This is a genomic window from Kangiella sp. M94 (genome assembly GCF_054926195.1).
This window is the reverse complement of the sequence record NZ_CM142903.1, coordinates 1,613,569-1,638,786: the sequence shown is the minus strand read 5'-3', so window position 1 is coordinate 1,638,786 and position 25,218 is coordinate 1,613,569. Positions and strand designations below refer to the sequence as shown.

Annotated in this window: 20 protein-coding genes and 3 tRNA genes; 19 read left to right on the top strand and 4 right to left on the bottom strand. The window is 42.8% G+C overall.

Annotated features, from left to right (window positions below):
* From ACYTXU_RS07505 to ACYTXU_RS07485, 5 genes are all read left to right on the top strand, one after another.
* Window positions 1–633 (top strand): hypothetical protein, encoded by a 633-nt coding sequence (locus ACYTXU_RS07505; protein ID WP_462206009.1) that lies wholly within the window; start codon window positions 1–3, stop codon window positions 631–633.
* A gap of 259 nt (window positions 634–892) precedes the next feature.
* On the top strand, window positions 893–2,938 hold the full coding sequence (locus ACYTXU_RS07500; RefSeq protein ID WP_462206008.1) for a TonB-dependent receptor domain-containing protein: 2,046 nt from the start codon (window positions 893–895) through the stop codon (window positions 2,936–2,938).
* Between the two features lie 136 nt (window positions 2,939–3,074).
* Window positions 3,075–3,281 carry a hypothetical protein gene (locus ACYTXU_RS07495; protein WP_462206007.1) on the top strand — a complete coding sequence of 69 codons (207 nt, stop codon included), beginning with the start codon at window positions 3,075–3,077 and terminating at the stop codon, window positions 3,279–3,281.
* A gap of 37 nt (window positions 3,282–3,318) precedes the next feature.
* A complete protein-coding gene (locus ACYTXU_RS07490) occupies window positions 3,319–3,612 on the top strand; it encodes a type II toxin-antitoxin system RelE/ParE family toxin (RefSeq protein WP_462206006.1) in 294 nt (97 codons plus the stop codon).
* 15 nt (window positions 3,613–3,627) lie between these two features.
* A complete protein-coding gene (locus ACYTXU_RS07485) occupies window positions 3,628–3,954 on the top strand; it encodes a HigA family addiction module antitoxin (RefSeq protein ID WP_462206005.1) in 327 nt (108 codons plus the stop codon).
* A gap of 174 nt (window positions 3,955–4,128) precedes the next feature.
* Here ACYTXU_RS07485 and ACYTXU_RS07480 read toward each other — a convergent pair whose 3' ends face one another.
* A complete protein-coding gene (locus ACYTXU_RS07480; protein WP_462206004.1) occupies window positions 4,129–4,662 on the bottom strand; it encodes an early set domain-containing protein in 534 nt (177 codons plus the stop codon).
* 105 nt (window positions 4,663–4,767) lie between these two features.
* On the opposite strand from ACYTXU_RS07480, the gene uvrY reads away from it, so the two are divergent.
* The 6 genes from uvrY to ACYTXU_RS07450 all read left to right on the top strand — a co-directional run bounded on the left by uvrY (window position 4,768) and on the right by ACYTXU_RS07450 (window position 8,391).
* Window positions 4,768–5,406 (top strand): UvrY/SirA/GacA family response regulator transcription factor, encoded by a 639-nt coding sequence (gene uvrY / locus ACYTXU_RS07475; RefSeq protein WP_462206003.1) that lies wholly within the window; start codon window positions 4,768–4,770, stop codon window positions 5,404–5,406.
* Between the two features lie 11 nt (window positions 5,407–5,417).
* Complete coding sequence (gene uvrC / locus ACYTXU_RS07470) at window positions 5,418–7,256, top strand: excinuclease ABC subunit UvrC (protein ID WP_462206001.1); 1,839 nt, start codon at window positions 5,418–5,420, stop codon at window positions 7,254–7,256.
* A 71-nt stretch (window positions 7,257–7,327) separates the two neighbouring features.
* Window positions 7,328–7,894, top strand: a complete 567-nt coding sequence (gene pgsA / locus ACYTXU_RS07465; RefSeq protein ID WP_462206000.1) for a CDP-diacylglycerol--glycerol-3-phosphate 3-phosphatidyltransferase — start codon at window positions 7,328–7,330, stop codon at window positions 7,892–7,894.
* Window positions 7,895–8,044: 150 nt separating this feature from the next.
* A tRNA-Gly gene (locus ACYTXU_RS07460) sits at window positions 8,045–8,120 on the top strand.
* A 64-nt stretch (window positions 8,121–8,184) separates the two neighbouring features.
* Window positions 8,185–8,258 (top strand) — tRNA-Cys (locus ACYTXU_RS07455).
* A 46-nt stretch (window positions 8,259–8,304) separates the two neighbouring features.
* A tRNA-Leu gene (locus ACYTXU_RS07450) sits at window positions 8,305–8,391 on the top strand.
* A 204-nt stretch (window positions 8,392–8,595) separates the two neighbouring features.
* Here ACYTXU_RS07450 and ACYTXU_RS07445 read toward each other — a convergent pair.
* Window positions 8,596–9,795, bottom strand: coding sequence for an MFS transporter (locus tag ACYTXU_RS07445; protein ID WP_462205999.1), 1,200 nt, complete (start codon window positions 9,793–9,795; stop codon window positions 8,596–8,598).
* A 562-nt stretch (window positions 9,796–10,357) separates the two neighbouring features.
* Here ACYTXU_RS07445 and ACYTXU_RS07440 point away from each other — a divergent pair.
* Complete coding sequence (locus ACYTXU_RS07440) at window positions 10,358–15,880, top strand: alpha-2-macroglobulin family protein (protein WP_462205998.1); 5,523 nt, start codon at window positions 10,358–10,360, stop codon at window positions 15,878–15,880.
* A gap of 133 nt (window positions 15,881–16,013) precedes the next feature.
* Here ACYTXU_RS07440 and ACYTXU_RS07435 read toward each other — a convergent pair whose 3' ends face one another.
* Together ACYTXU_RS07435 and ACYTXU_RS07430 are read right to left on the bottom strand one after the other, a co-directional pair.
* Window positions 16,014–16,364 carry a hypothetical protein gene (locus tag ACYTXU_RS07435; protein WP_462205997.1) on the bottom strand — a complete coding sequence of 117 codons (351 nt, stop codon included), beginning with the start codon at window positions 16,362–16,364 and terminating at the stop codon, window positions 16,014–16,016.
* Between the two features lie 13 nt (window positions 16,365–16,377).
* Window positions 16,378–19,563 carry an nSTAND1 domain-containing NTPase gene (locus tag ACYTXU_RS07430; RefSeq protein WP_462205996.1) on the bottom strand — a complete coding sequence of 1,062 codons (3,186 nt, stop codon included), beginning with the start codon at window positions 19,561–19,563 and terminating at the stop codon, window positions 16,378–16,380.
* A gap of 222 nt (window positions 19,564–19,785) precedes the next feature.
* Between ACYTXU_RS07430 and ACYTXU_RS07425 the strand changes: the two genes are divergently transcribed.
* From ACYTXU_RS07425 to xthA, 7 genes are all read left to right on the top strand, one after another.
* Window positions 19,786–20,400, top strand: a complete 615-nt coding sequence (locus tag ACYTXU_RS07425) for a DUF2589 domain-containing protein (RefSeq protein WP_462205995.1) — start codon at window positions 19,786–19,788, stop codon at window positions 20,398–20,400.
* A gap of 63 nt (window positions 20,401–20,463) precedes the next feature.
* A complete protein-coding gene (locus tag ACYTXU_RS07420) occupies window positions 20,464–21,135 on the top strand; it encodes a DUF2589 domain-containing protein (protein ID WP_462205994.1) in 672 nt (223 codons plus the stop codon).
* Between the two features lie 69 nt (window positions 21,136–21,204).
* Complete coding sequence (locus tag ACYTXU_RS07415) at window positions 21,205–21,393, top strand: hypothetical protein (protein ID WP_462205992.1); 189 nt, start codon at window positions 21,205–21,207, stop codon at window positions 21,391–21,393.
* Window positions 21,394–21,435: 42 nt separating this feature from the next.
* Window positions 21,436–21,942: a hypothetical protein gene (locus tag ACYTXU_RS07410; RefSeq protein WP_462205991.1), complete on the top strand. Its 507-nt coding sequence runs from the start codon at window positions 21,436–21,438 to the stop codon at window positions 21,940–21,942.
* A gap of 33 nt (window positions 21,943–21,975) precedes the next feature.
* Window positions 21,976–22,326, top strand: a complete 351-nt coding sequence (locus tag ACYTXU_RS07405; RefSeq protein ID WP_462205990.1) for a hypothetical protein — start codon at window positions 21,976–21,978, stop codon at window positions 22,324–22,326.
* A gap of 150 nt (window positions 22,327–22,476) precedes the next feature.
* On the top strand, window positions 22,477–24,306 hold the full coding sequence (locus ACYTXU_RS07400) for a M61 family metallopeptidase (RefSeq protein ID WP_462205988.1): 1,830 nt from the start codon (window positions 22,477–22,479) through the stop codon (window positions 24,304–24,306).
* A 68-nt stretch (window positions 24,307–24,374) separates the two neighbouring features.
* The gene (xthA, locus tag ACYTXU_RS07395; protein WP_462205987.1) at window positions 24,375–25,190 is read left to right on the top strand and encodes an exodeoxyribonuclease III; all 816 of its coding nucleotides are present in this window, start codon (window positions 24,375–24,377) and stop codon (window positions 25,188–25,190) included.
* The last annotated feature ends 28 nt before the right edge of the window (window positions 25,191–25,218 follow it).

Sequence of the window (25,218 nt, the reverse complement as noted above, 5' to 3'; positions counted from 1 at the left end):
ATGAGTTCTGAAGAGTCAGATAAAATCGCAAGAAGAACCGAAACTAAGTTGAGGCATATGTTTATTTCTATGCTATTTGCCCTAGTTGTAGGGCAGCTAACTGTGACTGTATATACTTCACTACAAAACTTTGAGTTTACTCTAGAGTGGCTAAATTCAGCAAAATATACAATAAGCCATTTCGTATTAGCTTTGTTTGTAATAACTACTAGCTGGGTTGATTGGTCAAATACTTTTGAAGAGCCTAACTTTCCAAGACTCACGACAATTATCTCTAAGGGCTTTGCACTGCTGATTATAGATATTTTTATTTTAATATTATATTTTGGCTTGATTGAAAAAATAGACTCATTTGAAAAGCCTAGTGCAAACCCAGAGTCAACTTTGTTTATTATGATTTTTGTTCTGTATATCATCTGGGATCTTGTTTACTCAAACTCAGAGCTCAAAAAGAAGATCTGGGAAATTCTTCCTGCGGTGTTATGTACACTTGCTTCTTTTTTAATTCTTCTACTGTTATCACTCAAAGATTATGTTCTTTTGGCTGATGCAATGTTATTACTTACTCTTTTTGGCTTCCGGTGGTTGAAAAATAATATACCTGGAGCAGAGGTGAATGAGGAAAAAGTATAGCGTTCATTGTAAGGCTTAAGCTTAAGCTCTATTCAAATATAATGTAAAGAGGCTACTTAGAGTTATTTCGTTCTTATTAACGCCAATCATCGTTTTTTTTATGACTGAATATTATTGATTCTTCATATCCCTGCGACAATTTGTCGCAGTGTTTTTTCCTTTCATATCTATACAATTAGCGCCGATTTGATTCTTTTCTGAGGGCGTTATGAATTTCTTTTCTTTTGATTCTTTTCGTGTGAGCGCGGTGGCTGTTGCTGTGTCTGGCTGTTTGTTTGGTGGGGCTGTGTTTCCTGGGGTTGCGTTGGCTGAGGATCTTGAGTCTGAGGATGAGCATATTGATGTGATTACCATCAGTGCTTCTCGTGCTTCGGCTGATGACTTTTCGGTGGCGGATGCGGATCCGGTTGAGTCGGATGTGGCGCAGTGGTTGAAGACGGTGCCTGGGGCGAATGTGAATAAGAATGGGCCGGTGACGGGGATTGCGCAGTATCGTGGGATGTTTGCGGATCGTGTGGCTGTGAACCTTGGTGGGCGTCCTGTGGTGGGTGCTGGGCCGAATGGGATGGATGCGCCTTTGACCTATGCCGTGCCAGTAAGCGTTGAGGCGATGACGGTGTATCGCGGGATTGCGCCGGTGACGGCGGGGATTGATACTTTCGGTGGCGCGGTTGATGTGCATCTGAAGCGTGCGCGCACTTCTGAGGAGCTGTCGGTCGAGGGTTCTTTGAGCAGCTGGTATTCGGGGATTAACGACGGCACGACTTATGCCGGGGATATCAATGTCAGCGCGAATGATTTTGGGGTTTATGCCTTTATCAGCGACCAGACGGCCAATAATGCTGAGGATGCGCTGGGGCGCGACATCATCACTACCGCATACGATAAGCAGCAGTCGGGTCTGGATGTGGCTTATGCGTTCGATAACAGCCGCATTGGTCTGCGTTATGGCAAGACCGAAACCGGCTTCTCGGGCACGCCTGCGTTGCCGATGGATATCAATTATGTGGATGGTGAGCAGTGGAGCCTGGATGGTGAGCATCAGTTAGACGGCGCAGTGCTGGAGTGGCAGTTCGGGGCTTCGGACAATACCCATGGCATGGATAATTTTAGCCAGCGCGAGAATCTGAATCTTAGCGCCCAGCGTTATACCTATGCGGCAGCCGAGAGCGCGGATTATAAGGTGCAGTTGACGTCGGGCGACTGGGTGTACGGTGCAGAGGGTTATCTGTCTGAGCATGATGTGGATATCAGTAATCCGAATAATGCGATGTTCGGCGTGATTAATTTTAATCAGGTTGAGGATGACCGTCATAGCGCCTATGTGCAGTGGAGTCAGCGTTCGGAAGGGCGCAGCGATACGCTGGGTGCGCGCGCTAAATATAACCGCGCAGATGCGGGCGAGGTGGCGCATTCGATGGCGATGATGAATCCTGCGATTGCTGGTTTGGTGGGTGATTTTAATCAGGCGGATCGCAGCGTCAGCGATACCACCCTTGATGTGACCTATCATGGCAAGACGACGGTTAGCGATAGTCTGATCTGGAATTATGGATTGGGCGTTAAACAACGCGCCGCCAGTTATCAGCAGCGTTATTTGTGGTTGCCGATGCAATCAACCGGCGGCCTGGCGGATGGTAAAACCTATGTCGGGGATATCAACCTTGCCCCAGAAACTGCTTACCAGATTGATACCGGTTTTGATTATGTGAATGGTGGTTTTAAAGTGTCGCCACGGGTGTTCTATTCGCAGGTTAAGGATTACATAGAAGCCAACCCAAGTGACGAGCCGCGCGCGATTATGGTCGCCGGAATGATGGGTGATCCTGCGCCATTGCAGTTCACCAATATTGATGCAAGCTTGTGGGGCTTTGATGCCAATTGGCGCTATGACATGCCATCGGATTTCTTCATGTCCGGGATAGTCAGTTATGTGCGTGGTCAGCGCGATGATAGCGATATCAATTTGTATCGTATTGCACCGCTCAATACGCGATTCGTGTGGGGCTATCAGGGCGTGCAGTTCAGTACCCAGTTTGCCGCGCAGGTTTATGCCAACCAGGATCGGGTGTCGAGTATCAATAATGAAACCGAAACCGCTGGGTATATGGTGTGGGACTGGATGGCCGATTATATGTTTGAGGGTGGGCTGACCGTGCGTGCAGGGATTGAGAATCTGTTTGATAAACAGTATGTCGAGCATCTCGGTGGCGTCAATCGTGCTGCGGGAAGTGAGGTAGCTGTTGGGGAGCGATTGCCTGCGAATGGTAGGAATCTTTATGTCGGGTTTGAGTTTAGGTTTTAAAAGAAGGAAGAGCAGAGCTAAAGAGCAGATTCTGCTCTTATAGGATGGGTTAGGCTTTAGCCGTAACCCATCAATAAAGAAGAAAAAACATATGGGTTACGCTTTGCTAATCCATCCTATGAGTTAAAGCAGCGGGATGTCACAAGCTTGGGCGACCGCAGGTCGCCCCTACATCATGTTTGCCATTTCGAAAAAAACCGCAGGTAGCGGCTTTAAAGAACTAAAGAGCAGCAATGAAATTGCATTGTTGCAATTGCTAAGTCTTGGAATTTTAGTGGGTTGCCCATATATTCTGGATTATTACAGGGAGTTGTTGGAAAAATCACAACTTGACGCACAATGACGTTGTGCATAGAATGATTGGTATTGAGAAGTAAATTATGGCAATTACATTCAGGGATGATTGGTTAGAAGCTTTTTATGAAGACGATATTTCCCACCGGAAAATCCCTAAAAATATCCAAAATGCTTTATATAGAAAGCTACAAATCATCGATGCCGCAACGGAAGAAGCGGATCTTAGAGTGCCACCTGGTAACTGTTTCGAACATTTAAAAGGTAAGTTAAAAGGTTGGTGCTCCATTCGAGTAAATAAGCAATATCGACTTATCTTTCAATGGATTGATGGAGTTGGAGAAAACACTTATCTAGACCCTCATGTATATAGGGGCTAGGGGAGATTAAGGATTATGAGAAATACAAAGCGACGCCCAGTTACGGTTGGTCAAATGTTGGTGACTGAGTTTATGGAGCCTATGGGTATCGAAATTAATGAATTAGCTGAGGCTATGGGGGTTCATCGCAACACTCTAAGTCGAATCGTCAACGATAAAGGTTCCTTGACCGCACCTATGGCGATTAAGCTGGCAGCCGCTTTAGGGAATACTCCTGAGTTCTGGCTGAATATTCAGCACTCCGTCGAACTGTGGGATGTACGGCATAAAGCTTATGCAGAAGAAGCCAGAAATGTTAAAAGAGTGAAGCCCCATACCGAACCTCATCAAACTGTTTGTTAATTCTTGAGTTATTTGGGATCTGCTCTTAATTGATGGGTTACGCTTTGCTAACCCATCCTATGGTAGTGGCCTTGTGTTGTAGGGGCGATTCATGAATCGCTCGTACGAAGGGCAAGCCCTTGTTAATACGTCATGCTTGTCATCCCGCGGCTGTGACCGCGGGATGACAGGAGTTTATTCAATACGAATGACGCGGTAGCTTTTGTTGCGGCCTTCGACGTTCATGTTGTAGCTGCCCATGAAGCCTTTTTCGATGGTTACTGTGGGGTTGGTAACTTTGTAGTAGCCGGGGCGTAGGTCTGTGATCTCCCAGACTTGACCATTATCAAGTTGGATTTGCAGCCCTTTTTCCCAATCAGTAAATTCGCCCAGCGCGGTGGCGTTGATTTTATCGAGGGTTTCTTCTTTTTTAATTCGTTCTTGCCCAAACTCTTCGACTTTGTCTTTTTTCGCAGCAACGTCTGGTTTAGGAGCTGGTTTTTGCGCCTGTTCAGGAAGCTCTGGCTTAGCAGGTTTTGCCGGTTTTTCAGGCTGTGCTGCTTGTTCTGGCTTGGCTGGTGCTTTCTTACCTTTTAGAAATTGGTCGTAGCAGGCCAGACGTTTATCGTCGTTTGTTATGGCCGCGCAATCTTCCGGAGTTGAGGCTGCTGTGGCGAAGTTGGCCCATGCAGTTATCCCAAATAAAATGCAGATGTGCTTTATATTCATATTAGTTCTCATTCCTGTCTTAACTGTGCTTGCTATATTAAAGCAATTTCATAATAATTGAACCGCTATTTTATTCAAAAATATAAATGATTTATTGAGGTTTACATGATTAAAGTCTTGCTGGTAGATGATCACGATTTGGTTCGCATGGGATTGGGTCGTTTACTTTCGGATGCAGATGGAATTGATGTGGTTGGCGAGGCTGAGTCTGGGGAAGAAGCAATTAAGAAGGTGAAGGAGCTGAATCCTCATGTGGTGATGATGGATGCCAATATGCCTGGGATCGGCGGCTTGGAGGCGACTCGTCGTATGTTGCGCTTTGAGCCGGATTTGAAGGTGATTGCTTTGACGGTGCATGGCTCTGAACCTTATCCCTCGCAGTTTATCGCTGCTGGCGCTATGGGCTACCTGACTAAGGGAACCGATATTGATGAAATGGTCAAGGCCATTCATTCGGTTAATCGCGGTAAGCTTTATCTGGCGGCAGAGGTGGCACAACAGATGGCGCTGAGCCAGTTCAGCAAATCGGAAGACAACCCATTCAGTAATTTGTCTGAGCGTGAAATGCAGATCATGCTGATGATCACGCGTGGCGAAAAAGTCCAGTCAATTTCGGACAAGCTACACTTAAGCCCCAAGACGGTGAACAGTTACCGTTATCGTTTATTTGAAAAGCTCGGCGTTGAAAATGATGTGAGCCTGACTCACATGGCGCTTCGCTATAAAGTGATTGAAGCTCAGTAGTAGATAGAGCTATGAGTCCTGTGGACGACAATTCAACTTCAATCAAACCACATATCAAAAAAATCCTTGCTCACCTGAGTCATAAACCCGGTGTCTATCAGATGCTGGGTAAAGACGGCGAAACCCTGTATGTGGGCAAGGCCAAGAATCTTTCCAATCGCGTTAAAAGCTATTTTACCAAGCAGCATCAGTCACCCAAAACTGAACTGATGGTCACCTATATTGAAGATATTCATACAACGGTGACCGAAACCGAAACCGAAGCGCTGCTGCTCGAAAATAATCTGATTAAGAAATACAAGCCGCGCTTTAATGTACTTTTTCGGGATGATAAATCCTATCCTTTTGTATTTTTATCGGCGGGTGATTTTCCGCGACTGGCTTATCATCGCGGAGCCAAGAAAGAAAAGGGCGAGTATTTCGGGCCTTTTCCCAGTTCCAGCGCTGTGCGCCAGAGCTTGTCACTGATCCAAAAGACCTTCCAGATCCGCCAGTGCGAAGACAGCTATTTTGCCAACCGTTCTCGACCTTGCTTGCAGTACCAGATTAAGCGTTGTACCGCGCCTTGTGTGGATTATATCTCGAAAGAAGAGTACGCCAAGGATGTGGAGAACGTGAAACTGTTTTATCAGGGCAAAAGCGAACAGGTCATTAAACGTTTGCAGCAAAAGATGGATGTGGCCAGTCAGAACCTGGAGTTTGAAATCGCCGCGCGTTATCGTGATCAGATTAAACAGATGCGCCACGTCATGCAACAGCAAGTGATCAGTGGCACCGCCTCGGATATGGATGTGATTGGAGTCGCTTATGCTTCCGGCGTCTGCTGTATCTTGTTGGTCTTTATTCGCCAGGGCACGATTGTCGGCAATAAAACCTACTTCCCGAAAGTGCCGAAGCATAGTGATTTACAGGAAATCGTTTCAACCTTTCTTGGCTTCTACTATTTATCTGGCGCAGAAATCCCTAAGCAGGTGGTGATTGAGAATTTGCCGGAAGATATAGAAGCGCTTCAAGAAGCCTTTACTGAACAGCGCGGCAATAAGGTTACCATTCGTCAGGCCAGCCGCGGCCAGGTTAAAGAATGGCAAACCTTTGCCAATAAGAATGCTGAACATTCCTTGCGCGCCAAGCTCAACAGTAAATCCAATTTCACGCAACGTTTGCTCGACCTGCAAAAAGCACTGCAAATGGAACAGATGCCGAAGCATGTGGAGTGCTTTGATATCAGCCATACCCAGGGCAAGCAAACCGTGGCGTCTTGCGTGGTGTTCGATGAGAATGGCCCTAAGAAAGCTGACTATCGCATCTTTAATATTTCGGGGATTACCGGCGGTGATGATTATGCTGCGATGCAGCAAGCCCTGACACGCCGCTACAAGCGTTTAAAAGACGAACAGCAGACTTTGCCTGACCTGGTGATTGTCGATGGCGGAAAAGGGCAGCTGGCGAAGGCGGAAGAAGTCTTTAACGAGCTGGAGCTGCAGTCTGTTTATCTGATCGGCGTTTCCAAGGGCAGTGACCGCAAAGTGGGCATGGAACAGATTTGGTTTCCGGGGCAGCATCAGCCCTTATTGCTGGATGATGACTCGAAAGCACTGCACTTTATTCAGCACATTCGCGACGAAGCACACCGCTTTGCGATAACCAAACATCGTCATCAACGTAAAAAGTCAGCTACCAAGTCTTTGCTGGAAGAAATCCCCGGCGTGGGCGCTAAGCGGCGACAAGCGTTGCTCAGGCATTTCGGTGGCTGGCAAGAGGTCGAAAAAGCCAGCGTCAAAGATATTGCTGGAGCACCGGGGGTGAGCATGTCGCTGGCACAAAAAATTTATGATTATTTGCATAGTTAGCGGTATTTATTAAAAACAATCCGCTACAATGAGGCCGTCAACAACAATCAATCTGGAACCTGAAAGTCATCATGTGGAATTTACCTAACGTACTCACAGCTTTTCGAATTTTATTGGTCCCGCTGTTCGTCTTATTCTTTTATATTGATAGTCCTGTGGCACGCTGGATTACCTTAGGCATTTTCTGTTTTGCGGCGGCAACCGATTGGCTGGATGGCTTTTTAGCACGGAAAATGAATATCGAGTCGCCATTCGGAGCCTTTTTAGATCCAGTGGCCGATAAGCTGATGGTCGCGATAACCCTTATTCTGCTCGTAGAAAGAGAAGGAAGCCTATGGCTGGCGATTCCTGCGATGGTCATTATTGGCCGCGAGATCACCATTTCGGCATTACGCGAATGGATGGCAGAAGTAGGCAATCGAGCGGTAGTTGGTGTATCCGTGATTGGAAAGCTTAAAACCTTGAGCCAGATGTTCGCGATTTTCCTATTCCTGTTAGCGCCGCCGAGCGTATTTGGGTTACCTAAGACTTTTGGATTCGTCTTCATCTGGTTATCAGCGTTACTTACTTTATGGTCTATGTATACCTATTTAAAAGCTGCCTGGCCGTACTTGACAAGCTCGGAGAATGACGCATAATAACCAGCTCCTGACGCGGCACCAGGATTTCGGCTTAAAAAAAGAACATATTGTTCAAGCCTTAATCAGCCTCAGGAAGCGTGCTAAAAAAATCGGTTTTTTGTGTTGACACATTAAGATTTCACAGTAAAATGCACGCCATCAAATGACGCGGGAATAGCTCAGCTGGTAGAGCACAACCTTGCCAAGGTTGGGGTCGCGAGTTCGAATCTCGTTTCCCGCTCCAAATTCAAAACCTCGGTGCTTCTAGGCCGAGGTTTTTTATATCAGCACCAGCAAAACTGATTTATGGCTGAGTGGTAGAGTGGCTATACAGCGGATTGCAAATCCGTGGACGTCGGTTCGACTCCGGCCTCAGCCTCCATAATTAGACTAAAGCTGTAAAGTTGGTGTGATAAAGCAAGTCATCTGCCCAGGTGGCGAAATTGGTAGACGCAAGGGACTTAAAATCCCTCGGTGGCAACACCGTGCCGGTTCGATTCCGGCCCTGGGCACCATTCTTCATCTTGTTATAGAAGAACGATAAAGAACCTCAAAGCCCTGCTGACGCAGGGCTTTTTTTATATCTGCGGTACACAAATCCGAATCACTCTTCCTTAGTTTAAGCATGCAAAACTTCGATTACATTACGGTGTGTGTTCAATTTTAGCTGAGGAGCATGGGTAAGATTCGTTGGCTTTGGCTCATTGTGTAAAACCAATTCAGTCCGACTTTATTTCAATAGTCCTTCCTGCAAACAGCCCTACGATTCCCTGCGCGACACACAAAACCATGCAGATAATGAGTATGGGCTGCCAGCTGTCATAAGCTTCGGCGACTTTGGCCAATATAAGAGTGGCCCCTCCGGCAGCTAAGTAGCCTATGGTTTGTGACATGCTGGATAACGAAGCCGCTCTGTCGCTGGTTGAGGTTCGTAACCCCATAAAGGATAGAGCGAGGATAAATCCACCGCCGTTTCCAAGACCAATGATGATTGTCCAGAATATTGCCCACTCAGAAAATAACAATAATCCTAATAATCCCAGTAAGTTAACAATTGCGACTATCGTGGCAATCCCTCGCTGGTCTTTTGAACGGTTAATGATTGGAACTAAGATGAGACCTGGGACTGCTGATGCTAGCTGCAACACGCCGTGTAATGTTGCGCCTTTTTCTGGGCTCAGTCCTATTTCATTTAAAATAGACGGCAGCCAGCTAATCATGGCATAAAATAAAATAGAGTTGCAGGCGAAGAAAATGGTGACCTGCCAGGCCAGGGCATAGCGCCAGATGGGGGAGAGGTATTGATTAGTAATATCCCCAATCTTTTCTTTCGTGCTTTTTCGTGCCTGAGGAGCCCATAAAATAACGGTGATGATCGGAAGTATGACAAAAGCTGCCGCCGCAAAGCGCCAACTTAAATCACTGAGTTGAGTCAGAGGAATCACCAAAGCAGAGCTAATTGCTGCTGTTAGTCCCATCGTTAGTACATAACTGGAAGTCACCAAGGGAATCTTGTGTGGGAATTTAAGTTTAATGTAACTGGGCAGTATGACGTTACCAGCTGCAATGCCCAGGCCTATTATGGCCGTTCCTAAGTATAGAAATGATAAACCTCCGTAAGACCTCAGGAAAGTGCCCAGACCGATTAGAATGACCGTATATAGTAAGCCGTTTTCAAAGCCAATTTTTCGAGTAATCGTGGGGATGAAAGGAGAAAACAGCATAAAGGCAAACAAAGGTATAGCCATAATGATACCGGCTTCTGAAGTCCCTATATTGAGTGCCTCCTGGATCATTTCCAGAAGCGGTGCCATCGCGGTAAATGGCGCTCGTAAATTGGTTGCGATTAACATGACGCAAACAAAGAGCAGTATTTGGGGCGATGCTTTTGAATTTTGAGGATCAGTATTTATGGTCATTAACTACACCAGCGAACCAAGCTAGAAAATTGCTACACGGTTTTACCTTATCAGTTTATTCCTTTAAGACAACCAACCTTTTAGTTAGCTGTTGTGCGACATCCAGTCATCGGCTATAAATTCCGTTGGTCTCCTGACAGCATTTGGCATTACAAGACTCTCATTAGTCATGAGTGGTTACGTCACGGGAGTTCTATGGGCGGTTAAGGATTTATGAATATGGGCGCGCAAGCTAGCAACAAAGGTAAAGAGCCAATATAGAGCCACGTTAGTCCTCATAAAACACTCAACACCCCTGTGTTGTGTTTATGGCCCAAGTCTTTTGCAAGACTCGGGGCTTTTTTTTATTAGTGCGAATGTTTTATTAGTATTATAGGATGGGTTTACCCAAGGGAGCAGACCCAGCAAAGCGTAACCCATCAAGAAAGCTTATCTCTTACTATCAACTTGCAACATGGCGGCAAGCTCAATATAGTTGGTTGAAAGTATTCACAGGTCATAATAAAAGCTAGGTGTATAGCTAGCCTTGGACTCTAATATAAATAATATTTTAGGGAATATAATGAAAATAAAGTTATTGCTCGTCATGTTTACATTGTTTGGGTCAAACAGTCTTCTAGCTAAGAATGAAATAATATTTAAGGATTATATCGAGCGCCAAGAAATACGAATAGCATTCGATAAGCCTGTGCAAAGAGTTTCTCCTACTCAATTACCAATTTACATAACTCCTGAACATTCCTGTAACTGGGTGTGGAGTGACCGAAAAAATTTAGAATGTGAGTTATATAATGCATCTACTTTGCCTCCTGCTGCAAGCTACAGTATTAATGTTAAGGATGGGCTTTATTATACGGATGGAACAAAAATTCCTGGTTTTAGTGTAAAAGTATCCACTAGTCGCCCTGAAATAGAGCATTTTTCAGTGCATAAATGGCAGAGTCCCGACCTTCCAGTCATTTTGGCATATTTTAATATTTCTGTTGTTCCCGAATCTCTTAAAAAGTCAACTTTCCTTAAAAGTGATAAAGGTGACTTGATTGAATTAACTGTTAAACCAGCTGAAAAAGATAATTTCAGTAGAGAAACTGAAGATTATAAAAAAAATACTGGTTGGCTCTTAACTCCGAATAAACCATTAAAACTGAATCATCAATATCAAATTTTCCAAACATCAGGAATAAGTACACCACACGGTTATTTAAAGTCTGAAAGTATTACGTTTAAAAAAAATATAGAGCCTTATAAGACATTTAAATATCTTGGCAGCACTTGTCGTGACCATTGGGAAGACCCTCTTAAAGAGAATGAAGCTTGTAAGGCTAATTCGGTTGTTTCCCTAAAATTCAACGTCGCTTTGGATAGCGAGTCGGTGGAAAGCTGTATGGCTTCTATTCCTGAATTAGAACTTGCAAACAATTATATTAACTCCTCAATAGAAGTCTTGATATACAAACCAAATACCGATATTAGATTAGCGTGTTTTAAAGATGTCAAAGATATCTTTGGTCGAAAGTTAAAAAAAAGTGATATTGTTCTTAGAGCAAATGACTTTGATCCGAACGCAGAAAACCCTTACAGAGAAGAAGTGTTGAGCATAAATGATGAGATTAGCTTGTTTGCACACACTCTCAACGTTGATCGCTTGGAGGTTGCTATTGATTACCAAGACTACGTTTCTGTTAATCATAAGAAACACTTAGATACTGTTCCTGGTAGAAATAAATTAGTCAAGACCAAGGTGGACTTGCCAGGACTTTCAGATGCGAAGCAACTCTCTGGATCTATTTATTACGATGACGATCAAACTTATTTCTCTAATTTTTCTATACAGAGAACGCGATACAACATCCATTTTATAAAGAGTAAACATGAGGCTTTATTCTTTATTACAGATTTGTTAAGTGGAGAACCTCTAGCTAATACCCAGTTTTCACTCAGTACCATTTATAGCCAGCAGCAGTATCACTTAATCGACTTAGAAACGAATAATAGTGGTATTGCTAAAGTTGATTCTGTTTCAATTATTAACAAACTGAATAAGTACGACTTTGATAAAATATTATTTTCATTTGATGATAAGTGGGATAGTAAAGCATTTTTAACGCAATACCATAGTGCAAATGCCGCTGTAACAGGTTCTTTATCTTACGAATCAAGTTATATAAATGAAGGTGAATATTGGTTATGGGGAATTACTGATAAGCCAATATACAGGCCTGGTGAAATCGTCAATTATACTGTTTACTTGAGAGAGTTGCGTGACAATGAATTGATAATCCCTCAATTATCTGGTGAAACAGTATTGTCAGTCAGTGGCTCAGATTATGATTGTTATAGCATAAGAAATTGTGAAGGGTTTTATCAGAAGAAAGATCCTAAGTTTGACGAGTTTGGAACATATTCTGGACAGATTCATTTGCCGGAAAAAATCAACGACGGTGATTACTCAATTATACTTGAGGGAAAAGGTTACTTTGATAGCCAGGCTTATTTCAAAGTTGCCAATTTTAAAACGAATGATATTAAGGTTACTACGAAGATCGAGCAAGAAAGCTTGTATGGAAGCGAGCAATTAGATGTTTCCACCAAAGCAGAGTATTTCTCGGGTGGCCCTTACTCTGCGGGGCAAACAGAGGTAATGATAAAGGTTGAACCCTATTCAATCAGTCAAAGCCACATTCAGTATGGTGATTATGTTTTTGATGAAAATTCTTGTGGTTATTGTGATGATGTAACAGAGTTTTTCTTTGGTGGGCGACTTGATAGTGATGGTTTGGCTAGTAAAAAGTTATCTGTGCCCAAGAATACCTTCAATTACGGAAAAATAACCGTTCAATCGTCAGTGAGTGGTGGAGGAATGGATGATGCAGTTAGTCGAATAGTAACTATCCCTTACTCCAGCAAGCCATACTTTGTAGGTATAAAGTCAATAGGCTGGTCAATACCTTCCAATAAGCCCTACGCTATTGAGTCGGTGGTTGTTACACCTGAAGGGGACGAAGTTGAGGATATCCCCGTTGATTATGCTATTAGAAAGTCAAAACCATTCTGGGGTCGGTCAGCGGATGATAAAGAAAGCCCTGAGGAAGATATCGAGTGTTCACAGAAAGATCTTAACTCCTGTACTTTCACTCCGGACCTTGAAGGTTATTACGATATTTTAGCGACCATACACTACGATGATGGTAGCCACCAAACATCCTACGCTCAAAAATATTTTTATAAAGATAGCTCGGACAACAATAGTCTTCAAGATATGACTATTCATTCTGATAGAGATATTTATCAGGTTGGTGATACAGCTACTATCTCGTTTACTAATCCATTTAAAGAAGCTACTGCTCTATTGATTGTTCATCGAAATAAAATGATTGAATATCATGTCATGGAAGTGGGTAATGGGTTGAGTTCTCATGACTTAAAAGTTATTGAGGAAATGGCTCCAGGAGTTGATATTACAATAAACTTATTTCCGAAAGAGTTAGGAAGTTTGCCCAAAAATTCAAAGCTTATTGATTTTGCTCCATCCATTACTCGGCGAGTAACGGTAGAACCTCCTGTTAGGCCTGACAGCTTCAAAGTTGAGCTGGATGATTCTATTAAGCAACCGGGCGAGGTTGTTGAGCTAGCTATTGAGAATCTAACCGGCGGGGATATGAAGTATACCGTTGCGGTTGTTGATGAAAGTATTGTAAATCAAATGGTTGATGCGCAGTACTATGATATCTATCAGTCAGAAATGTCTCCCGATAAGATCAGATGGGATTCTCCAAATACTTATACCTTATCCAAGAAGCTATACTCGAGCAGCCTCTATAAAGATAGCGATCTTAAGAGTATGGAGTTAGATATTTTTTCTGATTCGGAAATGATTGTCGTTACTGGCTCTAGACTTAAGCGAACAGATGTTGGATTGGGAGCCGCTCCAGTCACAGTAATGACTCGATCGAAGGATTTAAGCTTTGAGGCATCTTTGTCTGGTCAACGTTCCTTGATTAACGTTGGCGGGCTTAAAGTAGACACTTCACAGCTCAGAACTTTGTTCAAAGAATCTGCTTATTGGAACTCAGATGTCACTGTAGAATCCCGAGCTAAGAAGGTCTTGGATATCCAGCTGCCAGATAACCTTGCCAGCTGGAAAGTGTTGGTTATAGGTACTCGTCTGGATGGAGACATTTCGGCAAGAACCGCTTCTGTCAAAACTCAAAAAACGTTAGAAACTCGTCTTAGTATTCCCAAGCAGCTTTCTGTTGGAGATAGTTTTATGGGGCGAGCAACGGTTATTTCTCGTTCGGAAGGAACTTTGCCAGAGGTCAGTATAGCTGCTCAGGCCAAAGCCAATAACAAAATATTCATGGAAACAGATATTGAAGTATTCAGTTCAGTGATTTCACATGAAGAAAACAAGATTGAGTTTGATATCACTACTCCTGAAACTGATAAAGTTGTAGTTACTGTGTTGAGTTCTTCAAAAGACTCTGCTGATGGTTTAATCAAATCAATTCCTGTTAGTAATACATTAATACCGCGGAGTAATACTTATTACGCTGTTATGCCTGCACAAAGTTCTATTCTTTTGGATAAGATAACTGATAGCACGCATGATCATGCCGATATGACCGTTGCATTATCATCCAGCATTAGTTCTCAACTATCTGGGACATATGATTATATGCAAAATTATCCTCACAATTGTTGGGAGCAGCGCGTGAGTCGTGCATTGGTTGCAGCCTATCAATTAAAATCCGGTGATTACCTGCCGAGGGATAAGTCAAAGCTGTTAGCAAATATTGATTTAGCTGTTAATCATATTGAAGATTTCCAAGCCCCTAATGGTGGAATGTCATTTTTTGAGCCGAAGAATATTGCAGTTAGCGACTTCCTGAGTGCTCACACACTTTTTGCCGCAGAAAAACTTCAACTTTTGGGCTATGAGATGAGCCCTACAGCTTTGAAGAGGCTTGAGGCGTTTGTATTGCATCAGTTAAAAGATGAAAAGTTGTCAGACGAGCAAAGAATCGTTTTTCTTCATTCATTGAGTGGTAAGTCTAATTTCCAACATTCAATTAGCACAGTTTATAAGAACAGAAAAAATCTGAGTCATTCAAGCAAAGGGTTGTTACTTGGTATGCTCTCTAAGTACGACGAGTTTACTTCTGAAGCTGAAGCATTGGCTAATGAAATTATTGCCAAAAGTAGGGAAACCAATAAAAAGCTAATCTTAGTCGAACAGGACCAATTACCATGGCGGTACTTCAATTATGATGCCAAAACATATTGTAATATTATTAATGGTATGACTTCAGCAAACGTGCCTCAGCAGACAGTGAATAAATTAGTCAATGCTGCTCTTGAGTATAGACGGAAGGGTAAAGGTGATTTTGGCAATACCGTTACTAACGCTTATTGTACTGTTGCACTTTCAGAATATATTAGTAAGTTTGAAACCGTAAATGATGCCTCTCTCTTCAATTTTCAAATAGAAGATACCCATTTTACTATAGAAAATAATGGTGTTTCGAAACCAATAAGCATCAACATTGATAACAATAGTCAGCTTAAGCTTGTTAATAATCCTTCTGGGAATACTTATGTCAAAGCTAGCATTAACTATTTGATAGATGGCATGGTTGCTAAGAGCGAGTCAAAAGGATTGTCTATCTCACGTGAGTACTCCGTCTACAAAAATGGCGAATGGGAAAGAGTTGCAGGGGAGAGTTTACAGCGTAGTGATTGGGTCAAAATAACACTGAATATACAGAACCCTGTTAATAGACGTTTTGTTGCTGTTACTGACTTTATACCAGGAGGTTTTTTCGCGGTAGAGGGTGGATTAGCAAACTCTGCACCAAGAGCCTTGTTTGATAGTTTAGAATCAAACTATTATTTTGGTGAGTCACAAGTTGGCAACCGTACAGTAAAGTTTTATGCTGAATTCTTGCCGGCTGGAGGCTATGTTATCGAATATGTGGCTCAGGTTACGCATCAAGGGAAATTCTCAGCCTTACCTGCCATTGCTGAAGAAATGTATGATGATGATGTTTTTGGTTCTAGTAAAGCAAATATTATTATTGTTGAGTAGGTATCTATATAGAAATAAATAAGTCCACCGTACTTTTCGGCAGTTAGTCTTTAGTTAAAGCTTAACATTCAGTGAGGGGCCGTCTGGATTAACTGCTTGCAGTAATCCAGACTCATATGGTCGTAAGTTTGATTTAGTTTGGCGGTTTGTTCATAACTTGAGGGTCACAATTGATCAGGTGGCCGAGTTTGGTGTCTTTAACTAGTATAGAGAGGCTAATTAATTGCTTTTTAGTGTTTCTATCCGTAAAGCTGATGCTACGTCCATCTTCGGCAATTTTGATATCTTTAAATTGCTTGCCAGAACCTGAGACGAACATATCGATAATTTTATAATGTGGTTGTGTCTCTTCAGATAATACAAATGTGATTGGGCACTCACAATCTTCGACCAGTAATATCGCTGGGTCATAGTTGTAAAAATATTTCCCCAGATTGGAGTTTCCATTCACTCCAACATAAACCACAGTAAGTTCTGTTTTCATAAGTTTTCCTTGGTTAGTTTGCTATAGGTGTATCAAAGTTGTTGGTGTATTCCGGATGTTTCATTTGCGTGCTGAGTTGTTGGCTGTTTTTCTCATGGCACTGACTCGCATCCAGTTGGTTAAGGTGTTTTTTAATCTGACAATAAGGAAGTTGGTAGCGTAATGATTGATTGTCTTTAATGAGCTGCTCGAGAAGATCCTGGGCCGTGCGAAAATGTGCTTCGGTCTGTTGTTTGGGAGCTTTGTTTCCAAATTCCATCAGGATGAGCTCAGCAAGCCGTAGGTGAATTAATGCAACTAACTCTTGGTGATAGCTCTCGTTGGTTTCTATAAGGTTTTGTGTCAAAGCCTTCTGGTATTGGTTATAAGCACTTTTTAAATGGCCTTGAGTCTGTTGATAGCGTCCTAATTCATAACGTATCTTGCTTAGGTAGAAGTGTCCTTTTTTTGATTGTGTTTGTGGAGTGGTGAGCGATTGAGCCATTGCTAATGATTGGCTCAAGTGTAATTGCGATAAGTCATACTGCTCTAGTAGTCGATAGATCTGTCCGAGCATGGTTAAAGTAAAGACTTTGGATTCTTGATATTCTACGTTGCTGGGCTCGTACTCTATTAACTCATTAAGTATGATTAACGAGCGCTTCAAGTCATCCAGTGCGTCCACCAGATTATTCAGAATAAAATTAATATTGGCCATATTCTGATGAGCTACTGCAAGATAATATTGTTGAGATTTGGAGCTGTTATTTTGTTTGTTAATGTTGATTAACGTGTGCAGTTGTTTCTCATAGTGACTTCGACTCTTTTCGGTTTGACCTAAATAATCATAGGTTCGAGCAATCCATGAGTAAGTATCAACAAGCTCAATTTGGATATCAACGGATGAATCAGTAACCAGTTGTTGCTTAAGATGGGCCGACTCCTGGAAATGGTATAGCGCATCCTTATGCTGATGGAGAAGCAGAGCAAGCGTGCCCAGGTTATTATGAGCATAGGAGAGCTCATTGAGGTATTGGCTGTTATGTTGATCAAGGGTGACTAGCTGTTGTGATAGTTGAAAATACTGATTCCAGTGCTGTTTGGCTTCGGAGTAGTGAGTGTCCAGATAGGCAAGGTAGCCTTTCCAGTAATTAACCTGCCCTAATTCGAAAATGGCTTTTGGTAGTTGTGGTTGCTGATGGAGTATCTCGTTTAATAGAGTTTGTGCCTGTTCGAAGTGGTTCTTAGCTTTGCTGTGTTGTCCTTGTTGAGTATAAACTTCGCCTAATAGCTTTTGTGCCATCGCTGTATGTAATGTGGCATTCACATTGTTAATACCGCTATTTCTGAAATATCCCAATATCTCGATACCAAGACTTTCCATTAAGTCTAGTTTGCCTAATGGTATTAGCTCTCGTTTAAGCTCCTGGTTCATAAATGAAATCAGTTGTTCTGCGTCGTGCCTGGCATTTTGCTGGCTAATTCTGGCGTTATTGGCCACTAATAAGGCGCTAGTGGAAATCAATGACAGGATGCAGACGGCGCTAATCATGAGCCTTTTAAATCGTTGTTTTTGATTAACGGCTTTGAGTGAAGCTTGTATATATTCTCTGTGATTATGGGCTAAGTCTTTTTGGTTGAGTTCAAGTAATTGTTTAGCATCTTCCAGTGGCTTGCCCGGCGATAATAAATAGCCGTTACTTTTATTATGAGTCAGCCAAAGTTCACAGTTGGCTGAAATATGTTCCTTACTGATCAGGCTTTGATAATGTTTATTGACCCATTGCTGAGTAAAGGGCAGGGCATGAATAACTGCTTGGTCTATAAAGCTGATAAAAACCAGGTCTTTTTTGACATAGCAGGTTAGTAACTTGTTATCGATTAGCTGACTGATCAGAGCTAATATTGGCAGACTATTAAAGCTGGCCAGTGGTGCTTCAGTGAGCTTAATGTGAAAGGCACCGTCAAATTTCACCTTAATCAGTTTCTTTAGTAATGGGTTTAACGTTTCGGAATTGGTTTGGAATTCTTCAACTATATGTGATTGCCGATTTAACCATAGGTCGGTTCTTTCTCGCTTGAGCTGCTCGAAACTTTCAAAAGTGAGCTGTCTGTTGCTAGTCCTTTGACACAGTTCATAGAGCAGGCCTTGTAGTTGTTTCAGTGACAGCTGATTCGTAATACACAGTTTGTGTAGCTCTTGAGCAAGCGTCATGCCTGTCTTTGGGCTTATTTCAAAATCTAAATGATGTTGAGTAGCTGGCTGGGCAATCGCTAAATATATTTCGGTGGTGCTCGGTTTGTCCAGTAAGTAAAGCTCGCCCTTGCATAAAGAGCAGTATTCGGTTTTTTTGCTGAGTATGGCTAAATCGAAAGGTCGCAAGCAAATTATTAAGGTGACATAAGTTATCTGATTGAGCTGGTTGGCCAGTTGCAGTAGTTGAGTAGCTCTTTGTGTTGTGTCCAAGCGTACCGATTGATCATTGGTTTGCATGATTAATGACTTGAGTTCTAAGTGATCAATCAGAATGAGGACAGGCTTGATGTCTGTTTTGTGGTCAGAGCTGCCGCTGTTGATATAGCGTGCTTTCAAGCCTTCTAATTGTTTTGTAAACACCTGCTCTGAAGCGTGTCCATCAATACTCTCAAAATCAATGTTAAAACTAGCCAACTCAGATCTAAGCCCTGCGTGTATCAATGAGCTTTTACCTACCCCTTCTTCGCCAACCAGTAATATATTGCCTTTATGATTGCTGATGCTGCGTTGTTTTATTAGGTAGAGCAGTTCTTGGACCTGATAGTCACGCCCATAAAAAAGTTTACTTTCACTGTCATTAAAAGCACGTGGACCGGGGTAGGGAGGTTTGATGTCAAGATTTTCTTGCGACTCAAACTCTGTATCGACCGGCGCTAACAAACGGTAGCCACGTTTAGGGACTGTCAGGATATAGCGGGAACTGCGAGAGCTGTCTTTAAATGCTTTTCTAAGCTGGTTGATACACTTATGTAATGGGTTGTCACTGAGAAATTGATTCGGCCAGCAACGGTCAATCAAGGTTTCTGTGCTGACGACCTGACCTGCGTGTTCGATTAAACAAGCAAGCACATTCATGACTTTAGGTTCAAATATGACTTGCTGATCGTTGTCTTCAATCAGTTGCATCTGATTGCTTTCAATGTCCACAAGCCATTCACCAACTTTAATTGGTTTGTTTTTCATCGTTTTCTCTTCAGCTATTGTCTTTTATTTATAGTGTGAAAATTGTTGTTGTTGTATAACTATTTGAAAAACATAGTTTTTTTAATATCCAGATTTCCGCAAGTTTTCTCCAGCTTTTCAGAAGGACTTTCGTCTCAATCTTTTGCATAACTTAATCATCCTAACCGCATGACCGCTGTTTGTCAGCAGATGCAAATATGACTTATTTAAGGGAGTAAAACGATGATTAATTTAGAAGAGTTAGTTTCCGCCATACAACAGAGTGCTCTATCGGCATCGTCAGTAGTAGCTAAAAAGAATCTTGAAATTCTTGATGATTTTTTTGAGCGTTATGAAGAAGAGTCTGAAGTTGATGATTTAGCTAAATCGGCTTTGTCTGCCATCGCCGACTTAGATAGTAAGGATGCCGAGCAGGCGGAGAAAATTAAAGATGTATTGAATAGTCTTTCTTCAGCGCTGAAAAAAGCAGGCCATGACAAAGCAGGTTCGCTCGCTCCAAAACTGGTTAACATTGAATATCCTAATGTGACCAAAAACGGTGTTGAAACTCATACCGTCAGCGTTCCGCTGCTAAGTTTAATCCCTATTAATTCCATTCAATTGTCTGAACTGAAATTTACTACCGACCTGGATATCAGCCTGGTCGAAGATAAATTGCAGATTGCGTTCCCCGATAAACCCAAAACTGGCCGCTTAGGTAAATCTAAAGACGACGGCCAGAGCAAGTCGCATCATGCCACTTTGGAAGTGGTTATTGACTGCAAAGAGCCACCACAAGGATTGCAGAAACTTGTGGAAGGTTATGACCGAGCACTAAGAGCGCAAATCCCAGGATAGAAGAAGTGGGTTTGGGTTCTGCTGCACTTAACTACATAAACTTTAAATATAAGGAGATTTACTATGTCTGATGCACAACCACCATTAGTCAGTATGGCTGAGCAGTTCACCGGATTACCAATGGGTGACTTGATAGGTGCGCCACTGTTAGCGGCTGCCAAAGCAAACTCAGCAATGGCTGCAACACAGACCAAGTTTTTGCTTGATACCTGTTTTGCGAAGGAAACCACCGATGATGGAAAAGATCATTATCAGCCTGTGCTGATCAAAATGACCTTATCACGCGGTGTATTGGTTCCTGTTGATCCGACACAACCGGATCAAGAGCCGACCATTAGCGAAGTAAAAACCACTTTCGACCTACCACTTTTAACTATCCTGCCTTTGAACTCATTAGCCGTTGATGATGTTTCGATTGGTTTTGATATGGAAGTTAAATCGAGCTTTAGCGAATCTACCAATGACAAAACCGAGCAAGCACTCAGTGCTGAATCGAGTTTCTCTGCCAAAGTAGGTTACGGCGTTTTCTCTGCTGAAGTATCTGGTAGCGTGAGCTATGACAGCAGCAGTTCCTCTTCTCGTGATACCCATTATGAGAAAAGCAACTCTGCTCAATACAGCGTTAAGGTACATGCTGGTCAGATCCCATTACCGCAAGGTGTTACCACAATCATCCAGGCCTTCACTAACAGTATTTCGCCGATTGAAATGCCTGTTTATGGTGAAGCTGGCTAATCATTGGTCGAACCAAGGCTATGCGCTTGCATAGCCTTTTTTTAAAGCTATTTAAGCAAGGAGTTTTATATGTTCACGCAAATTAATTGCCCTAATTGTCAACAACCCATTGCGATTAACGTAAAAAAATTAGTTGCCGGTGACTCATTCAGTTGCAAAGGATGCTCGGCCAAAATTTCTTTAGCTGGCGAGTCATCGAATGTTGTGACGAAAGCCGTTAATTCATTTGAAAAAGTTGCTGCGCAAGCCAAGCATTAAAATGCGTTGTTATTTATTAACCATTAGTGAAGGAGAAAGACAATGGATATAGAAATTGGACAACTGTCGATTGGTGCAATCGGTTATAAGGCAGCAAATTTTGATGTCTGGAATGCTGCTATCTATCAGCAAAATGCTGGTAACGATGCAGATTGGTCAGGTCTGTATATTGCTGAGGCAGAATCCACTGCGCGTGGTTATTTACCGGATTATGCCGGTGAGGATGGTAATGGTGTGGGATATATTCACCGCGCTTCAGTTACCAGTGATTTACCTTTAATAACTTGTTTGGATGAGTCGTTTAAGCATGGTGATATTGATGTTCCCGCACTTAAACAGGCGTTGCGAGATGCAGGAATTGCTGTTGCTGATGATCAACTGCTAATTCCCAGATTGGGACAGTTAGGTTATTCCTTTCGTTGTTACAACAATGAGGAGGGGGATATTGAAGTTATCGTTCCTAACAGTCTGGCACAACACATCGCTATGACCTCTATCAAGCGTTGCACCATTCAAGCTTATACAGTGCAAAACTGCCAAAACATTTAATTTACTCTTTAATAAAAGAAAAGGAGAACTGTTATGCCATGGGATCAAAATAAATGTCAGTGGGGTTATCCGGTAAACTTTACCGACCAGGATGCTGCGCAAGCAGTGGCCGATGCTGATTTTAGTCAGTCGGTTTTCGTCAATACTTCACAAGCTGGACAGACTCGCCAGGCTTATACCTATGTGGTAGTACAAGGGTACAGAATTTGTGTGGTGGGGCATATTCACCCACAAGGCAATCAGCCCCCTCAGGTTGGAAATGCCTTTATTCCGGGTTGGATGAACTGGGCAATGCCAACACCGACCGCGAGTGCTCAAGTGATCGCTGGTTTGCCTGATGGCGGTCAATTTCCAGGTGACGATCGCTACCCGCACCCGGTTTAGGCAAAAGAGCTGTCTATCGTAGCGATAGAGGTAGCCGTTGTTGGACAATATTCGACTGACGACGGCTATTTTTGCATTACCACCTGTAAATTTGTATTCGATTGCCTATAATCATGCGAGAACTTATCGTTAGGATATTAATCGTCTTTCATGACTCAATACCAGATTTTCCCCGTAGATCCACACGCCCATCTTTTTGAAGTTACCTTAACCATTGATAAGCCCTCAGGGCAAGAGTTAGAGCTGTATCTGCCCAATTGGATTCCGGGCAGTTATATGATTCGTGATTTCGCCAAGCATATTCAGTGGCTTAAAGCCGAATCCTCAGGCAAGCCTTTGTCGGTTAGAAAGTTAGATAAGTCACGTTGGCTGGTTGAGAACATCGAGCTTGGCTCTGGTCCGGTTGAAGTCCGTTATCAGGTTTATGCCTGGGATTTGTCAGTGCGAGGAGCACATCTCGATCAGACGCACGGCTTCTTCAATGGCACCAGTGTGTTTCTGGCGGTGAAGGGCGAGGAAGAGTCTTCCTGTAAGGTCAATATTCAGCCTGCCATAGGCGAGCAATTCAAAAAATGGCGTGTAGCCACTGGCTTGAAACCTGTTGATGGAACGGAAGAGTTCGGTTTTGGCTGGTATGCCGCGGATAACTATGATGAGTTGATTGATTGCCCGGTGGAGATGTCCGATTTTCGATTGATCAGCTTCGAAGCCTGTGGTGTACCGCATCACATGGCGCTGACCGGTAAGCATCAAGTTGACGAGACACGCCTGAAAAATGATTTGATTAAAATCTGCGAGCACCATATTCGCTTCTTTGGCGAACCAGCTCCAGTTGAACGCTATATTTTTATGACTTATGTGTTGGGTAAAGGTTTTGGTGGACTTGAACATCGAAACTCCACAGCTCTGCATTGCAGTCGCGAAGATTTACCCTTGCCGAGCGATGATCCAGAGAAGGTAAAAGATTCGTATCTGACGTTTTTGGATTTATGTTCGCATGAGTACTTTCATACCTGGAATGTGAAGCGTATTAAACCTGCGGAATTTTTACCCTACGACACGCAGCAGGAATCCTATACTGAGTTATTATGGGCTTTTGAAGGCTTCACTTCCTACTATGATAATTTAGCCTTGGTACAGACAGGTATCATTCCGATCAAACAATACCTGCTAAGTATTGCTAAAACCATTACTGTTTTAGAGCGAGCGCGAGGGCGTTTGATTCAGTCCATTGCGGATTCCAGCTTCGATGCCTGGACCAAGTTTTATAAGCAGGATGAAAATGCACCGAATGCGGTGGTCAGCTATTATGGCAAGGGTACTGTGATTGCGCTCTGTATGGATTTGTTAATTAGACAGTTAACGGACAATAAAAAGTCATTACAGGATGTGATGGTGCGGTTATGGCAAGATTTTGGTCAACCACAGGTTGGCGTAAAAAATGACTCGATTCAAAATATCACGATTGAAATCTGCGGTGAGCAACATCAATCCGAGCTGGAGAGATTTTTCCAGCTAGCACTCTATTCGACTGATGAACTACCCGTGGAGGAGCTGCTGAAAACTGTCGATTTGGAGCTTGTCTTCCAGCCTAAAAATGATCGCAATGATAAAGGGCAGGTCAAAGATGAAATGCCTCATAACAAACCAAAGCCCAGTTTAGGCATTGATTATCAGGCGGCCAACCTTGGTATAAGTATCAAGTCGGTCTATTGGGATTCCGCAGCCTGCGAAGCTGGTATTTCGGCGGGTGATCAGTTAATCAGCATGAATGATCTTAGAATTGATAACGATGAATTCATTAAGCGTCTGGCCGAGTGTGAAATAGGCGAGACCGTTGTCATCCGTGGATTCCGCCGGGATGAGCTTATGACCTTTGAGGTCAGACTACGCGCTAGCGTGGCTGATACTGCTTATCTGGTATATGGTAGTGAAGAAAAAGATGAGTCGCCAAAGCTCAAGCAGTGGCTAACACCTTAATTAACTTAATAGATTGTTTAAGAGTCTGGTTTAAATGTATTAGTTTTAAATAAAGAACGGGATATTGAATGAAAATAGTAACTTTTAATATTAATAGTATTCGCACACGAGCGCATCAGATCGAAGCATTGGTCGCAAAACATGATCCGGATATTATTTGTTTACAGGAAACCAAAGTCCATGATGATGCTTTCCCGTTTGACCTATACGAACACTTGGGATATCACATCGACATTCATGGTGGAAAGGCGCATTATGGTGTTGCGACTTTTAGTAAGCAAAAACCATTAACTGTCGAAAAAGGATTTCCTAATGATCCTGAAGATGCGCAACGTCGAATGATTATTACCAGCTATCAATATGGCGATGAGATTATCAAAGTCTTAAATGGTTATTTCCCTCAGGGTGAGAATCGTGAGCATCCACTGAAGTTCCCCTATAAGCGAAAATTTTATGCGGATCTACTAGATTATTTGAGCAATGATCAAGGCAATCACCGAACCATTGTTTTAGGTGATATTAACATTTCACCTGAAGATATCGATATTGGTATTGGCGAGCCTAACCGCAAGCGATGGCTGCGAGAAGGTAAATGCAGTTTCTTGCCGGAAGAGCGAGAGTGGTTGCAAAAGATCCTCGCAACAGGATTGCATGATACTTACCGTACGATTAATCCTGATGTTGATGACAAGTTTAGCTGGTTTGATTACCGCAGCCGTGGCTTTGAGCGTGAACCAAGACGCGGTCTTCGGATTGATTCTGTATTTGCTTGTGATTGGTTGAACGCGAGAGCGGTTGCTTCGGATATTGATTATGAAATTCGCTCCATGGAGCGGCCTTCTGACCATGCACCCGTATGGACAGAGTTTGACTTAAAACGTTAGTAGCTGTTTTAATTTAAACATCATCTTT

Coding starts and splice junctions, on each gene's coding strand:
- ACYTXU_RS07505 (WP_462206009.1), top strand. CDS start 1: ATGAGTTCTGAAGAGTCAGATAAAATCGCAAGAAGAACCGAAACTAAG.
- ACYTXU_RS07495 (WP_462206007.1), top strand. CDS start 3,075: ATGTCACAAGCTTGGGCGACCGCAGGTCGCCCCTACATCATGTTTGCC.
- ACYTXU_RS07490 (WP_462206006.1), top strand. CDS start 3,319: ATGGCAATTACATTCAGGGATGATTGGTTAGAAGCTTTTTATGAAGAC.
- ACYTXU_RS07485 (WP_462206005.1), top strand. CDS start 3,628: ATGAGAAATACAAAGCGACGCCCAGTTACGGTTGGTCAAATGTTGGTG.
- ACYTXU_RS07480 (WP_462206004.1), bottom strand. CDS start 4,662: ATGAATATAAAGCACATCTGCATTTTATTTGGGATAACTGCATGGGCC.
- uvrY (WP_462206003.1), top strand. CDS start 4,768: ATGATTAAAGTCTTGCTGGTAGATGATCACGATTTGGTTCGCATGGGA.
- uvrC (WP_462206001.1), top strand. CDS start 5,418: ATGAGTCCTGTGGACGACAATTCAACTTCAATCAAACCACATATCAAA.
- pgsA (WP_462206000.1), top strand. CDS start 7,328: ATGTGGAATTTACCTAACGTACTCACAGCTTTTCGAATTTTATTGGTC.
- ACYTXU_RS07445 (WP_462205999.1), bottom strand. CDS start 9,795: ATGACCATAAATACTGATCCTCAAAATTCAAAAGCATCGCCCCAAATA.
- ACYTXU_RS07440 (WP_462205998.1), top strand. CDS start 10,358: ATGAAAATAAAGTTATTGCTCGTCATGTTTACATTGTTTGGGTCAAAC.
- ACYTXU_RS07435 (WP_462205997.1), bottom strand. CDS start 16,364: ATGAAAACAGAACTTACTGTGGTTTATGTTGGAGTGAATGGAAACTCC.
- ACYTXU_RS07430 (WP_462205996.1), bottom strand. CDS start 19,563: ATGAAAAACAAACCAATTAAAGTTGGTGAATGGCTTGTGGACATTGAA.
- ACYTXU_RS07425 (WP_462205995.1), top strand. CDS start 19,786: ATGATTAATTTAGAAGAGTTAGTTTCCGCCATACAACAGAGTGCTCTA.
- ACYTXU_RS07420 (WP_462205994.1), top strand. CDS start 20,464: ATGTCTGATGCACAACCACCATTAGTCAGTATGGCTGAGCAGTTCACC.
- ACYTXU_RS07415 (WP_462205992.1), top strand. CDS start 21,205: ATGTTCACGCAAATTAATTGCCCTAATTGTCAACAACCCATTGCGATT.
- ACYTXU_RS07410 (WP_462205991.1), top strand. CDS start 21,436: ATGGATATAGAAATTGGACAACTGTCGATTGGTGCAATCGGTTATAAG.
- ACYTXU_RS07405 (WP_462205990.1), top strand. CDS start 21,976: ATGCCATGGGATCAAAATAAATGTCAGTGGGGTTATCCGGTAAACTTT.
- ACYTXU_RS07400 (WP_462205988.1), top strand. CDS start 22,477: ATGACTCAATACCAGATTTTCCCCGTAGATCCACACGCCCATCTTTTT.
- xthA (WP_462205987.1), top strand. CDS start 24,375: ATGAAAATAGTAACTTTTAATATTAATAGTATTCGCACACGAGCGCAT.